A 14,033-nucleotide genomic window follows, 5' to 3' on the forward strand; every position below is an offset into this window, starting at 1 on the left:
CGCAACGATTCCCCAGGCCATGACCGCCAGCGCCCCCGCAACCAACCAGCGATCCGGTGTGATCGCTCCTTACGGAGGCACCCTGGTGGACCTGATGGTTCCTGCGACGGACCGCGACGCTGTGAAGGCCAGCGCCACAAAGACGATCGAATGTTCCGATCGCAACGCCTGTGATGTGGAGCTGCTCAGCGTTGGTGGTTTCTCCCCCTTGCGCGGTTTCATGCACCAGGAGGATTACGACGCGGTAGTGGCTGGACACCGCACCGCGGCTGGTCACCTGTTCGGGCTCCCCATCGTTCTGGACACCGATCGCGACGATGTCGTTGTGGGTGACAAGGTTCTGCTCAGCTACAAGGGTCAGGATCTGGCTGTCCTCGAGGTCGAGGACAAATGGGAACCCAACAAGGTTGTTGAAGCGAAAGGCTGTTACGGAACCACCTCTCTCGAGCATCCGGCTGTGCGGATGATCTCTATGGAGAGAAAGTGCTTCTACCTCGGTGGAAGCCTGAAGGGACTGGAATTGCCGCAGCGCGAGTTCCCCTGCAAGACCCCGGCAGAAGTGCGGGCTGGCTTGCCTGATGGCGAAGACGTCGTGGCATTCCAGTGCCGCAATCCGATTCACCGTGCCCACTACGAGCTGTTCACCCGCGCTCTGCATGCCCAGAACGTGAGTGAGAAGGCTGTGGTGCTGGTTCACCCCACCTGCGGACCAACCCAGCAGGACGACATCCCCGGTGCGGTTCGTTTCCAGACCTATGAGCGTCTGGCCGCTGAGGTCAACAACGAAAGCATTCTCTGGGCCTATCTGCCCTATGCCATGCACATGGCGGGCCCCCGAGAGGCTCTGCAGCACATGATCATCCGTCGCAACTACGGATGCACCCACTTCATCATTGGCCGCGATATGGCCGGCTGTAAGTCCTCATTGACAGGCGAGGATTTCTACGGTCCCTACGACGCACAGAACTTCGCCAAGGAGTGCGCCCCGGAACTGACGATGGAGACGGTGCCATCCCTCAACCTGGTCTTCACCCAGGAAGAGGGCTACGTCACGGCCGAGCATGCGGAAGCACGCGGGCTGCACGTGAAGAAGCTGAGCGGAACCCAGTTCCGGAAGATGCTTCGCAATGGAGAGGAGATCCCTGAGTGGTTCGCCTTCAGGAGCGTCGTCGAAGTACTCCGCTCCGCCTGAACTCTCAGCAACGCATTAACATTCCTTCATTAAGCGATCAGATCCTTGAACAAACGCTGGCGCAACATTGGTCTGTACGTCCTCCTTGTGGTGGTCGTGATCGTGGTCGGGACCGCTTTCCTGGACCGAGACGATCCAGCCACTGCGGCGCGGACCCTTAGGTACAGCGATTTCGTCGAGGCCGTCCAGGAGAATCAGGTCAGTCGTGTGCTGATCTCTCCTGATCGAGGCACCGCTCAGGTCGTCGAAAACGACGGACGTCGTGCCGAAGTCAACCTTGCGCCGGATAAGGATCTGCTCGGTTTGCTGACGGAGCACAACGTTGATATTGCGGTTGCTCCCACCCGTCAGCCCAATGCATGGCAGCAAGCTGCAGGAAGCCTGATTCTTCCGCTGCTGCTGCTTGGTGGCTTGTTCTTTCTGTTCAGGCGTGCTCAGGGCGGCGGCGGTGGCAACCCGGCGATGAATTTTGGTAAGAGCAAGGCCCGGGTTCAGATGGAGCCGGCGACTCAGGTGACCTTCACCGATGTCGCTGGGATCGAGGGAGCCAAGCTCGAACTGACGGAAGTCGTTGACTTCCTCAAGAATCCAGATCGATTCACCGCGGTGGGGGCCAAGATTCCCAAGGGGTGTCTTTTGGTTGGTCCTCCTGGAACCGGTAAAACCCTTCTCGCCAAAGCCGTTGCTGGTGAAGCTGGTGTTCCCTTCTTCTCCATCTCCGGATCCGAATTTGTGGAGATGTTTGTCGGGGTCGGTGCCAGCCGAGTTCGTGACCTATTTGAACAAGCCAAAAAGAATGCCCCTTGCATCATCTTCATCGACGAGATTGATGCCGTCGGTCGCCAGAGAGGTGCAGGTCTCGGAGGTGGCAACGATGAACGTGAACAAACCCTGAACCAGCTCCTGACGGAAATGGACGGTTTTGAGGGCAATACGGGAATCATCATCATCGCTGCCACCAACCGTCCCGACGTTTTGGATGCTGCGTTGATGCGTCCTGGCCGTTTCGACCGTCAGGTCACTGTGGATCGTCCCGATTACGCAGGTCGGCTTCAAATTCTCGGCGTTCACGCCCGCGGTAAGACCCTTGCCAAAGACGTTGATCTCGACAAGGTTGCTCGCCGTACGCCTGGTTACACCGGCGCTGATCTGGCGAATCTTCTCAATGAGGCTGCCATCCTCGCTGCCCGTCGGGAGTTGACGGAGGTCAGCAACGACGAAATTAGTGACGCAATTGAGCGAATCATGGTGGGCCCTGAGAAGAAGGACGCCGTGATTAGTGAGAAGAAGAAGTGGCTCGTGGCATATCACGAGGCAGGTCACGCGATCGTCGGCGCTTTGATGCCTGATTACGATCCCGTGCAGAAGATCACCATCATTCCCCGAGGCAATGCGGGAGGCCTGACCTTCTTCACTCCGAGCGAGGAGCGCATGGAATCAGGTCTGTACTCCCGAGCGTACCTACAGAATCAAATGGCCGTCGCCCTTGGGGGTCGTGTCGCTGAGGAGATCGTCTACGGAGAAGACGAAGTCACCACAGGGGCCTCCAATGACCTTCAGCAGGTGGCTTCAACAGCCCGGCAGATGATTACCCGTTTCGGTATGAGCGACAAGCTCGGACCTGTTGCCCTTGGTCGTTCCCAGGGCGGTATGTTCCTAGGCCGCGACATTGCTGCCGAGCGCGACTTCTCGGAGGACACCGCCTCAACGATCGACCAGGAGGTTTCAGAGCTGGTTGATGCCGCTTACAAGCGTGCCAAGCAGGTGCTCACCGATAACCGTTCCATCCTCGACGAGCTCACTGAATTGCTTGTGGAGCAGGAAACCGTCGATGCGGAAGAATTGCAGGATCTTCTGATCAAGCGCGACGTTCGGATTGCCGAGTACGTCTGATTTTCAACGGCAAATCTGGCTGGATCGTCAGGAGGCATTGATTGCCTCCCTGAAGGTTCAGCCCTTGCTCTTGGTGGTAAGGCCAGAGCGTTCCGATCTTCAGAATGCGGACGGCGAGAGTCCGCTGCTCCACCAGCTTCGAATCCTTCACGATGCCGGGCTACGCCACCTTGAACTGGCATGGATTGATCATCCAGGTTGGCCAAGGTTGGTGGAGCGTCTTCGGAGGTGCTGTCCAGGGTTCAGTCTTGGTGCTGCTTCGGTCGTCCGTCTGCAGGGTCTTGAGCAGGCCAGCCAGCTCGGCTTGAACTACGCCATGGCTCCATGTTGGGATCCATCGCTCCAAAGGAGAGCTCGATTCCTTGCCATGCCTCTCGTCCCTGGAGTGTTCAGTCCGAGTGAGGTCCATCAGGCTATTCAGCATGAGGCACGTCTTGTGAAGCTGTTTCCCGCAGCGAATCTCGGTTGCAGTTACTGGTCACGTCTGGAGGCGCCATTGGGAGGTCTTCCATTCGTGATCGCTGCTGGTGGATTGTCACTTGGGGATGTGACCTCCTGGCTGGCCTCAGGCCATGGAGCTGTTGCTCTCGGACGTCGAGCCATCGGTCCAGAAGGGGTTGACCCCGCTTTGTTGCAGTGGCTTCAGCAGTCGACGACTGGGCATTAACCCCACCCGCTGGTTGTCATGAGACCGGGATGCTACAGATGAGATAGCTGTCGTCCTGCGTTATGTCGCAGCTCACCATCAAGCTGAGCGACAAGGCTGATGCCCTGATTGCCCAACTGCAGAAGGAAATCTTCAACCGTCGCCGCAAGAAAGTCTCGGCTGCCGGTGTCGTGGAAACTCTTGTCGAGAGTGGCGCGAAATCGCAGTCCGATAAACGCTTCGCCACCTCCTGGACCAATCTGATCAAGGACATTGAGAAGGCAGCCAAGCTGGCCTATGCCCATGGCAGCAAGCCGTCCAGCCTCACCGATGAGGAATGGGCGCTTGTTCTGAGTCACCGCAGCCGTGCCGGTTCCCGCCCGAGGCGCTCGGTGAAGAAGAAGGTTGCGGTTCAGAAACCGAGCAGGCGCACTCGCACCAGAAGCTCAGCCCAGGGATCAGGCTCTGGCTCGCAGACGCAGGACACGCCGACGGCGAATGGAGCAGCTCCAGTTGTCGCAGTCTGAGTTCAGGTTCACCAAAGACTGCATTGCCCCTGTTGGCGCAGCAGGTGATCAGCAAGGACTAAGGCCACCATTGCCTCCACCATCGGCACGGCCCTTGGAAGCACGCAGGGGTCGTGCCTTCCTTTGGCGGCCAGGGTGGTGGCATCCCCTGCGGCATTCACCGTCTGCTGCTCCTTGCGGATCGTTGCTGTCGGCTTGAAGCCGACGCGCAACACAATGGGTTCGCCGTTGCTGATGCCTCCCTGAATGCCGCCGGAATTGTTGGTCGCCGTGTGCAGGCTGCCATCCTCCGTCGGCAGAAAGGCATCGTTGTGTTCGCTGCCTCGTAGCAGGGTGCCTCCAAAGCCGGAGCCGATCTCGAACCCCTTGGTGGCGGGCAGGGACATCACCGCCTTGGCAAGATCCGCCTCCAGCTTGTCGAACACCGGCATGCCTAGTCCAGAAGCAGGTTGTCGAACCACGCATTCGATCACTCCCCCGCAGGAATCCCCCTCGCGACCGATCGTTTCAATGCGTTCGATCATCTGGGCCGCCACATCAGGGTCAGGACAGCGAACAATGTTTGATTCGATTGCTTCATGCTGCACGGTGCTTGCATCAACCACGGCCTCAATGGTGTGAATCCGTTTCACCCAGGCCAACACTTCGGTTCCAGTGGCCCTCTGGAGCAGTTGTTTGGCGATCGCGCCTGCGGCAACCCGGCCGATGGTCTCCCTCGCTGAAGCCCGTCCACCGCCACTGCTGGCCTGAATCCCATATTTCACCTGATAGGTGGCGTCTGCATGGGAGGGTCGAAATGCCACAGCCATGTCCTTGTAATCCCCAGGGCGTTGGTCCTTGTTTCGCACAAGCATGGCGATCGGGGTCCCGAGAGTCGTCCCCTCCATCACGCCACTGAGGATCTCCACCTGATCCGCTTCCTTACGGGGTGTGGTGATGTGGCTCTGCCCTGGGCGACGTCGATCAAGTTCCGCCTGGATCGCCTCCAGATTGAGCTGGAGTCTTGGTGGACACCCTTCAACAATCACGCCGACGCCTCCGCCATGGGATTCGCCGAAGGTGCTGATCCGGAAAAGGTCGCCAAAACTGCTGCCCATGGGATTCAACCACTCGTTGGAGGCTACGTAGCGACGATCGCCGATGTTCGGATCTCGCTTCGGAAATCCTGACCGATCGGCACGTCAGAGCAGGTCGGCTCGAATCCCGTGAGGGTGTTGCGCGATGGGCTGGTCCCGCAGCATTTCGAAGTCGTCGAATTGGAAACCCGGTCCGACGCAGCAACTCACCAGGCTGTGGTTTCCTTGGCTCCGTGCTGCCATCCAGACGCCGGCATCCACGCAGGCCACGGGATTCATGCTGGAGAGCTCAAGTTGCTCAGAGGTTGCTGACTCTTGGGGATGTCTAAAGAGGCTCAGGGGGGCACCGCTGATGAAGGTCCAGATCTCATCTCCCCCCTGCACACGGTGCCAGCGGCTCAGATCATCTGAGCAGAGAAGAAACAACACCGTCGTGATTGCACAGCGTTGTTTTCCATCCGGCCTCTGGACCTGAATCCCACTGCGCTGCACCTCGCGATACCAGCCACCCTCGGGATGAGGTTGCAGCTGCCAGGAGGACACCACATCGTCGAATGTCATGCCCTGAGTCTTTGAAGCCTTAGTCATCCTTAGTCATCCTTCTATTCATCACGATGGTGCACGGCATTGCCGGCAAGGTATGTGCTGCGGACCATCCGGTCATCACCGAGCATCATCAGCACGAACATCACATCGGCAGGTGTTCGAGCATGTTCCATTCTCCACTCGATGAGTGGTGTCGCTTTCTTATCAAGAACGACAAAGTCGGCTTCTTTCCCAGGTAGGAAATTGCCAACGCGATCGTCAACCGAAAGGGCTTTGGCCCCTCCGAGTGTGGCGTAATAGAACGCTTCCCAAGGTGATAACGAATAACCTTGTAACTGAGCCATCTTATAAGCGTTTTCCATTGAACTCAGCATAGAAAGTGTATTTCCTGCTCCAAAATCCGTGCCTAGAGCAACGTGCACATTGTGATTTTTTGCATTTTCGAACTTAAATAAGCCGCTTCCTAGGAAGAAGTTTGAGGGAGGATTTGGGCATAGGACAGACCCGGTTTCCTCGACTCGTTTGAAGTCTTCGTCCTCCAGGTGGATGCAGTGCCCGAAAATGCTTCGTCTTCCTAGTAAACCAAACGAATCATAGACATCGAGGTAACTCTTGCATTCGGGGAATAATTCGAGTGTGAATTCAATCTCTTTTGGGTTCTCGCTGAGGTGAGTTTGGAAGTAAATGTCATCATGTTCACCCATTAATCGAGAGGCTACGTTCATATCTTCTCGAGTGCAGGAGATCGCAAAGCGTGGGGTGACTGCGTAAGAGAGTCGGCCCTTGCCATGCCACGCGTCGATCAGTGAAGAGCAGTCCTCATAGTCTTGTTCTGGCGAAGTTAGAGAAATTCCAGCTGGCATGTTTCGATCTGCCATCACTTTTCCCGCCACAAAGCGCATATTTAATGAGTCTGCTTTTTTGAACAAGGCGTCTACAGATTCCTTGGCCCAGGATCCATAGACCGCCATGGTGGTTGTGCCGTTGCGTAGCGCTTCTTTGATGAAAATATCGGCGCGTTTTGAGGCGATTTCTGGATCTTTGTAAGCCTCTTCTTCTGGGATAATGGTGTTGAGCCAGCCCAGGAGCTGTTCTCCATAGATGGCCACAGTGGTGAGCTGAGGGGAATGGACGTGCAGATCAAAAAAGCCAGGCACAAGAACCGCGTCATTGTGCTGAATCACTTTTGTTCCGGCTGGCAACTGGTGCAACAGCTGGTCAGCCGGACCCATCGATTCAATTACACCCTCTGAAACGGTCAGGAGTCCATCTTCTATGAATTCAACACAGTCTTCTTTGAACCGCGGATCTGCCAGTAGGTGAAACAATGAACCGCGATGTGCAACGGTTAAAGTCATGAATGGCAATCTTTCAAGCACCTGAACAGTACACTGCAATCAGCCCGATGCAGGCTTTTTTTAAGAGAAGATTCAAGTTAAGAATGAATTGCAATATTTCTGTTGCTTGCCATCAAAGTCGTTAGCTGAGAGTTTGTTGTAGGTGCTACAGGATAAATGTCAAGAATCGAATGATAAAATATGTATTTGTTGGCCATTGCTGCCTTTTGATTGATCTTTTCGAGAATTGATTTGATTTCTGTGTTGCCAGAGGCGGATTCGATTCGTTTGTTGTATTGATTTGCTCGGGTGCAAGAGTGAGAATGATCTGTGAGCAAATTGGCTTGATATCAATTCAATGATGGTCTCGTTAGGTTTTGTTGGACCTTGAATTATCTAGCTAGTAGTTAAGGTAGAGATTTCAATGCCAGAGTTGGATGGAAAAACAAAAAAAGATTGAATGAAGGTGACGTTGTGTCAAAGGATTTATTTCCATTTCTACTGATCACTATTGAGTCTGTCTTTGATTATGTAATTTCACCACGAAAAAGCCCCCACCGAAAGGTGGGGGCTTTCCGATTCAGTTGATCTGAATCGTTGTTCTATTCCAGAAGGAACAGAGTTGATTCCAGATCAACCGATGGCAGGAGCTTGGAGAGCCACAGGAGTGGACTCAGCAGCAGCCAGGTCGAGGGGGAAGTTGTGAGCATTGCGCTCGTGCATCACTTCCATGCCGAGGTTGGCGCGGTTCAGCACATCAGCCCAGGTGTTCAGGACGCGGCCCTGACCATCAAGGATGGACTGGTTGAAGTTGAAACCGTTGAGGTTGAAGGCCATGGTTGACACGCCGAGGGCGGTGAACCAGATGCCGACAACGGGCCATGCAGCCAGGAAGAAGTGCAGGCTGCGGCTGTTGTTGAAGGATGCGTATTGGAAGATCAGGCGACCGAAGTAACCGTGGGCAGCCACGATGTTGTAGGTCTCTTCCTCTTGGCCAAACTTGTAGCCGTAGTTCTGGGACTCGCTCTCGGTGGTTTCACGCACCAGGGAGGAGGTCACCAGGGAGCCGTGCATGGCGGAGAACAGTGATCCACCGAAGACACCTGCGACACCCAGCATGTGGAAGGGGTGCATCAGGATGTTGTGCTCGGCCTGGAACACCAACATGAAGTTGAAGGTGCCAGAGATGCCCAGGGGCATGCCGTCAGAGAAGGAACCCTGACCGAAGGGGTAGACCAGGAACACTGCGGAAGCAGCAGCCACAGGTGCGCTGTAAGCAACGCAGATCCAGGGGCGCATGCCGAGGCGGTAGGAGAGTTCCCACTCGCGACCCATGTAGCAGAAGATGCCGATCAGGAAGTGGAAGACAACCAGCTGGTAAGGACCGCCGTTGTACAGCCACTCATCGAGAGAGGCAGCTTCCCAGATGGGATAGAAGTGCAGGCCGATGGCGTTTGAGGAAGGAACAACAGCACCGGAGATGATGTTGTTACCGAAGATCAGAGAACCAGCGACAGGCTCACGGATGCCATCGATGTCGACCGGAGGAGCGGCAACGAAAGCAACGATGAAGCAGATGGTGGCAGCCAGCAGTGTGGGGATCATCAGCACACCGAACCAACCGACATACAGACGGTTATTGGTGGAGGTGACCCACTCACAGAAGGCCTGCCAGCTAGAAGCGCCGGAGCGCTGCTGGAGGGTGGTGGTCATGAGAACGGAAATTGCCTTTGGGTCGAAACCCGTTGGCTTGTAAAGAAAGTCGGTAAACCGACCCACCTAATGTAAAGGAAGTTTGCGCGTTGTAAACGTCTTTTGAGGGCGGGTCCTTCAAGCGTTGCTGATTTCATTGATCAGCTCAGCTGATCAATGGCCCCATTGCGTCCGCGCTCATTCTCGTTTGTGGGGGACCCCAGAAGAGAGTGAGCACTGCTGCTGAGCCTCTCTATAAAAATCTCAACAGGGGTTTTGAGGCATGACGATTCGGATTGGGATCAACGGGTTCGGTCGTATCGGTCGCCTTGCCTTTCGTCATGCAGTTGCCAATCCAGATGTTGAGGTCGTGGGCATCAACGACCTGATCAGCGTTGATTATTTGGCGTATTTGCTGCGATATGACTCAACCCACCGCCGCTTCCCCGGGGAGATCCTTGTTGAAGACGACCAGCTCATCGTCAACGACTGCGTGATACGCACTACATCTGAACGCGATCCCAATAATCTTCGTTGGGGTGACATCGGTGTCGACTACGTGCTCGAAAGCACGGGTTTTTTTCTGACGGATTCGACAGCAAGAGCTCACATCAATGCGGGGGCGCGCAGGGTTGTGATGAGTGCTCCATCCAAAGACGACACACCGATGTTCGTGATGGGGGTTAACCACAGCAGCTATGCCGCTGAGGACATCGTTTCCAACGCGAGCTGCACCACCAATTGTTTGGCTCCAATGGCCAAGGTTGTGCATGACCAGTTCGGCATCGTCAGCGGTCTTATGACGACAGTCCATGCCACGACCGCTACGCAGAAGCCGGTCGATAGCCCTTCTTTAAAGGATTGGCGCGGCGGACGTGGTGCCGGACAGAGCATCATTCCCAGTTCCACGGGAGCCGCAAAAGCTGTCGGTCGGGTGATTCCCGAATTAAACGGCAAGCTCACAGGTATGGCCTTTCGAGTTCCTACTCCCGATGTCTCCGTTGTTGATCTCACGGTCAACCTGTCGCGTCCCACCAGTTATGAGGAGGTGAAGGAGGTTATGAAAGCGGCATCAGAGAACGGCCTTTCGGGGATTTTGGGTTACACAGAAGATCCGATTGTTTCCAACGATCTTCTTGGTGAAAGCTGCACGTCTGTCTTTGATGCAGGTGCTGGAATGGCTTTGAATAACAAGTTTATGAAATTGATCGCCTGGTACGACAATGAATGGGCTTACAGCTGCAAATGCATCGATCTAATGCTACACATGGAATCCAGAAAATAAATCAATCGTCAGTCGGGTCGTCCTCTTATCGCCAAGCGCATGTTCAATGATTCAACAGTAATGGTTGATGAAAATGTAATTAGTGCTCGTGATGGCAAGCCATACAAGCCCTCTGGCAGTTACTCGGGATGGAACCAAATCACCAATGAACACAACAGCTTCAAGATCTCTCAAAGACGACTCTTTGGCAATGTCAAGACAATCGAAGACCCAAAAAACTAATTAATGCTTGAACACAGTGGTGATGGTCCCCGCAACAGAGATCACCGCTTTGTCTCTGAAGAAACTGTATCTAAACTGGATTAAGGGAGATAACGGTTTTCGGAGTGAGTTAGGAACAAACAACAAGTTCAAACTCAACCTTGGTCAAGGAGATGACTTCTTTAAGATCTACGATGAACAAATTCTTGGGCAAGATAGTCCGATCAGCCTTGGTCCCGGCAATGATTGGATTGGATTGGATTGGATTGGATTGGATTGGATTGGATTGGATTGGATTGGAACGGAGGGCAACACGTTTAACAAGGCCATCAATGTCAAGCTTGGACGCGGGGATGACATCATCAGCAATGGCTACAACATGATCATCCACCATTTCAATCCAAGCCAAGATTCCATCAAAATGGGAAGGGTATCTCTCACAAGGTCCTGCAAGACAGAATTGAGTCCGAGCACGGGCTGGCCTTGATTGGCATCACCGACTTTGATGCACTGAATATTGATTGTCACTCTGGTTATTATCCAAAACATGAATCCTGCTCCATTGAATTCTCAAAGTAATATCCCGAGGGAATCGTTATGAATCCACGGCCTTTTGATTGAACACTTTTTCATCTAAACAGCAAAAGAATTGAACATCTTCTCTCTTTAGAGCTTTAGAGCTTGTCTGGAATTCCTCCTACCACGAAAAAGCCCCCACCTTTCGGTGAGGGCTTTCCGATTCAGTTGATCTGAATCGTTGTTCTATTCCAGAAGGAACAGAGTTGATTCCAGATCAACCGATGGCAGGAGCTTGGAGAGCCACAGGAGTGGACTCAGCAGCAGCCAGGTCGAGGGGGAAGTTGTGAGCATTGCGCTCGTGCATCACTTCCATGCCGAGGTTGGCGCGGTTCAGCACATCAGCCCAGGTGTTCAGGACGCGGCCCTGACCATCAAGGATGGACTGGTTGAAGTTGAAACCGTTGAGGTTGAAGGCCATGGTTGACACGCCGAGGGCGGTGAACCAGATGCCGACAACGGGCCATGCAGCCAGGAAGAAGTGCAGGCTGCGGCTGTTGTTGAAGGATGCGTATTGGAAGATCAGGCGACCGAAGTAACCGTGGGCAGCCACGATGTTGTAGGTCTCTTCCTCTTGGCCAAACTTGTAGCCGTAGTTCTGGGACTCGCTCTCGGTGGTTTCACGCACCAGGGAGGAGGTCACCAGGGAGCCGTGCATGGCGGAGAACAGTGATCCACCGAAGACACCTGCGACACCCAGCATGTGGAAGGGGTGCATCAGGATGTTGTGCTCGGCCTGGAACACCAACATGAAGTTGAAGGTGCCAGAGATGCCCAGGGGCATGCCGTCAGAGAAGGAACCCTGACCGAAGGGGTAGACCAGGAACACTGCGGAAGCAGCAGCCACAGGTGCGCTGTAAGCAACGCAGATCCAGGGGCGCATGCCGAGGCGGTAGGAGAGTTCCCACTCGCGACCCATGTAGCAGAAGATGCCGATCAGGAAGTGGAAGACAACCAGCTGGTAAGGACCGCCGTTGTACAGCCACTCATCGAGAGAGGCAGCTTCCCAGATGGGATAGAAGTGCAGGCCGATGGCGTTTGAGGAAGGAACAACAGCACCGGAGATGATGTTGTTACCGAAGATCAGAGAACCAGCGACAGGCTCACGGATGCCATCGATGTCGACCGGAGGAGCGGCAACGAAAGCAACGATGAAGCAGATGGTGGCAGCCAGCAGTGTGGGGATCATCAGCACACCGAACCAACCGACATACAGACGGTTATTGGTGGAGGTGACCCACTCACAGAAGGCCTGCCAGCTAGAAGCGCCGGAGCGCTGCTGGAGGGTGGTGGTCATGAGAACGGAAAAATATGTCCCGGAAAGGACGGTTAAGGAAGGGCAGGAAGCCCTGCCTGCGGTGAGTGTAAAGGAACATTGCGCTGTGTGTAGTGACCTTTACGAAGCAATTGTGAAGAACTTTGTTCGCTACTTGCATCCGCCCTTGTTAGCGTCCACATCGCCTTTCGGCACCGACGTTGTCCTCAGCTCAGGAGCGGGTGCTGTTTGTACGGCTCCCCTGCAACCCCATCTTCCCAATCGGTCCGATCTATCTCGCGGACCATTTGCATAAGTGCTTCACGGAGATGCCTCAGCGCATCCTCGATCTCGCGGCTTTGCCTGTGCTGGACGTGCAGCGGGTCCTGCTCACCACCGTTGATCAGTTCCGCCCTTCCCTGCTTGTCTTCTCCTGGAGAGATATTCAGATTTACGCCCCGGTGGACGGCCGGGGGGGCAATCCTCTGCAGAACTCTTTTGAGGTGTTCTATGCCCGCAATCCCCTGAAGCGTCTGCATGGGGCGCTCGGTGGATTGCGGTTGATGACCAGCCATTACGGAGAGCTGCATCGCAATCAGGGGCTGGTGCGTCAGGGCCTTCGCCGAGCCAGGCGCCATCAGCCATCAGCTCGTGCTGTTCTTGGCGGCGGGGCCGTCAGCGTCTTCTATGAACAGCTCGGTAAGTCGCTGCCGAAGGGAACGATTGTGTCCATCGGCGAAGGTGAGCCGCTGCTCGAGAAGCTGTTGCTCGGCCAATCACTGGAGAACGAGCGGTGCTTTGTTGTCGGTGATCCGCCACGCCCTGGTCTGATCCATGAGCAACCGGAAAGTCGGCCCAAAACGGCCTGCGACTACGACTACATCGCGACTATCTGGCCGCAGCTCAATTGGTATCTCGAGGCAGGGGATTTTTACGTCGGGGTGCAAACCAAGCGCGGTTGTCCCCACAACTGTTGCTACTGCGTTTACACCGTGGTCGAAGGCAAGCAGGTGCGCCTGAACCCGGTGGATGAAGTGGTGAAGGAGATGCGTCAGCTTTATGACCGAGGCGTCCGCGGCTTCTGGTTCACCGACGCACAATTCATCCCTGCGCGGCGTTATATCCAGGACGCCAAGGAGCTGCTGCGGGCGATCAAGGCGGAGGGTCTGACAGGAATCCGCTGGGCTGCCTACATCCGCGCTGACAACCTCGACCCCGAGTTGGCGCAACTCATGGTGGAGACAGGGATGAGTTATTTCGAGATCGGAATCACATCCGGCTCCCAGGAGCTCGTGCGCAAGATGCGCATGGGTTACAACCTGCGGACGGTTCTAGAGAGCTGCCGGATGTTGGCGGATGCCGGTTTTCGCGATCACGTGTCCGTGAACTATTCCTTCAACGTGATTGACGAGCGACCAGCGACGATCCGCCAAACCGTCGCCTATCACCGTGAGCTCGAATCCATTTTTGGTGCAGACCGAGTCGAACCCGCCATTTTCTTCATCGGGCTTCAACCCCATACACACCTGGAGCAATATGGGTTTGATCAGGGATTGATCAAACCCGGTTACAACCCGATGAGCATGATGCCCTGGACGGCTCGAAAACTGCTCTGGAATCCTGAGCCGATGGGCAGCACATTCGGTCGCATTTGTCTTGAAGCATTCGACCGAAATGCTGAAGATTTCGGCCGTACCGTGATGGGGCTCCTGGAGCGTGACTATGGAATTTCGCCCCTCCAAGAAGCATTGCGAGCCCCGGTGAAAGGGCGTGCAGCGATCGCCGAGGCATATCGATAGCTCTGGCC

At 55.1% G+C, this 14,033-nt stretch carries 12 protein-coding genes; 7 read left to right on the forward strand and 5 right to left on the reverse strand.

Annotation, left to right across the window (positions count from 1 at the left end; genetic code table 11):
• The first annotated feature begins 19 nt into the window (after positions 1 to 19).
• The 4 genes from sat to SIB64_RS04275 all read left to right on the forward strand — a co-directional run bounded on the left by sat (position 20) and on the right by SIB64_RS04275 (position 4,258).
• Entirely contained in the window at positions 20 to 1,192 is a 1,173-nt protein-coding gene (gene sat, locus SIB64_RS04260) for a sulfate adenylyltransferase (RefSeq protein WP_413442061.1), read from the forward strand.
• Positions 1,193 to 1,237: 45 nt separating this feature from the next.
• A complete protein-coding gene (gene ftsH / locus SIB64_RS04265) occupies positions 1,238 to 3,085 on the forward strand; it encodes an ATP-dependent zinc metalloprotease FtsH (protein ID WP_413442062.1) in 1,848 nt (615 codons plus the stop codon).
• A complete protein-coding gene (locus SIB64_RS04270; RefSeq protein WP_413442063.1) occupies positions 3,069 to 3,752 on the forward strand; it encodes a bifunctional 4-hydroxy-2-oxoglutarate aldolase/2-dehydro-3-deoxy-phosphogluconate aldolase in 684 nt (227 codons plus the stop codon). The genes ftsH and SIB64_RS04270 overlap by 17 nt, the downstream gene beginning before the upstream one ends.
• A gap of 62 nt (positions 3,753 to 3,814) precedes the next feature.
• On the forward strand, positions 3,815 to 4,258 hold the full coding sequence (locus SIB64_RS04275) for a hypothetical protein (protein ID WP_413442064.1): 444 nt from the start codon (positions 3,815 to 3,817) through the stop codon (positions 4,256 to 4,258).
• 8 nt (positions 4,259 to 4,266) lie between these two features.
• Here the strand turns inward: SIB64_RS04275 and aroC are convergent, their stop codons facing one another.
• From aroC to psbA (SIB64_RS04295), 4 genes are all read right to left on the reverse strand, one after another.
• Positions 4,267 to 5,355: a chorismate synthase gene (gene aroC, locus SIB64_RS04280; protein WP_413442065.1), complete on the reverse strand. Its 1,089-nt coding sequence runs from the start codon at positions 5,353 to 5,355 to the stop codon at positions 4,267 to 4,269.
• Between the two features lie 84 nt (positions 5,356 to 5,439).
• Entirely contained in the window at positions 5,440 to 5,895 is a 456-nt protein-coding gene (locus SIB64_RS04285) for a cupin domain-containing protein (RefSeq protein WP_413442066.1), read from the reverse strand.
• A gap of 41 nt (positions 5,896 to 5,936) precedes the next feature.
• Positions 5,937 to 7,238: a guanine deaminase gene (gene guaD, locus SIB64_RS04290; RefSeq protein WP_413442067.1), complete on the reverse strand. Its 1,302-nt coding sequence runs from the start codon at positions 7,236 to 7,238 to the stop codon at positions 5,937 to 5,939.
• A 612-nt stretch (positions 7,239 to 7,850) separates the two neighbouring features.
• Positions 7,851 to 8,930, reverse strand: coding sequence for a photosystem II q(b) protein (gene psbA / locus SIB64_RS04295; RefSeq protein ID WP_413442070.1), 1,080 nt, complete (start codon positions 8,928 to 8,930; stop codon positions 7,851 to 7,853).
• A gap of 262 nt (positions 8,931 to 9,192) precedes the next feature.
• Here psbA (SIB64_RS04295) and gap point away from each other — a divergent pair, with 262 nt between their 5' ends.
• Together gap and SIB64_RS04305 are read left to right on the forward strand one after the other, a co-directional pair.
• The gene (gene gap / locus SIB64_RS04300) at positions 9,193 to 10,194 is read left to right on the forward strand and encodes a type I glyceraldehyde-3-phosphate dehydrogenase (RefSeq protein ID WP_413442068.1); all 1,002 of its coding nucleotides are present in this window, start codon (positions 9,193 to 9,195) and stop codon (positions 10,192 to 10,194) included.
• 244 nt (positions 10,195 to 10,438) lie between these two features.
• Entirely contained in the window at positions 10,439 to 10,882 is a 444-nt protein-coding gene (locus SIB64_RS04305) for a hypothetical protein (protein ID WP_413442069.1), read from the forward strand.
• Positions 10,883 to 11,188: 306 nt separating this feature from the next.
• On the opposite strand, the gene psbA (SIB64_RS04310) is transcribed toward SIB64_RS04305, so the two are convergent.
• Positions 11,189 to 12,268 (reverse strand): photosystem II q(b) protein, encoded by a 1,080-nt coding sequence (gene psbA / locus SIB64_RS04310; RefSeq protein ID WP_413442070.1) that lies wholly within the window; start codon positions 12,266 to 12,268, stop codon positions 11,189 to 11,191.
• A 179-nt stretch (positions 12,269 to 12,447) separates the two neighbouring features.
• Here psbA (SIB64_RS04310) and SIB64_RS04315 point away from each other — a divergent pair, with 179 nt between their 5' ends.
• Positions 12,448 to 14,025 carry a photosystem II high light acclimation radical SAM protein gene (locus SIB64_RS04315; protein ID WP_413442071.1) on the forward strand — a complete coding sequence of 526 codons (1,578 nt, stop codon included), beginning with the start codon at positions 12,448 to 12,450 and terminating at the stop codon, positions 14,023 to 14,025.
• The last annotated feature ends 8 nt before the right edge of the window (positions 14,026 to 14,033 follow it).

The organism is Synechococcus sp. MIT S1220, from assembly GCF_047303025.1.
In the GTDB taxonomy this organism is placed as follows: Bacteria; Cyanobacteriota; Cyanobacteriia; order PCC-6307; family Cyanobiaceae; genus Parasynechococcus.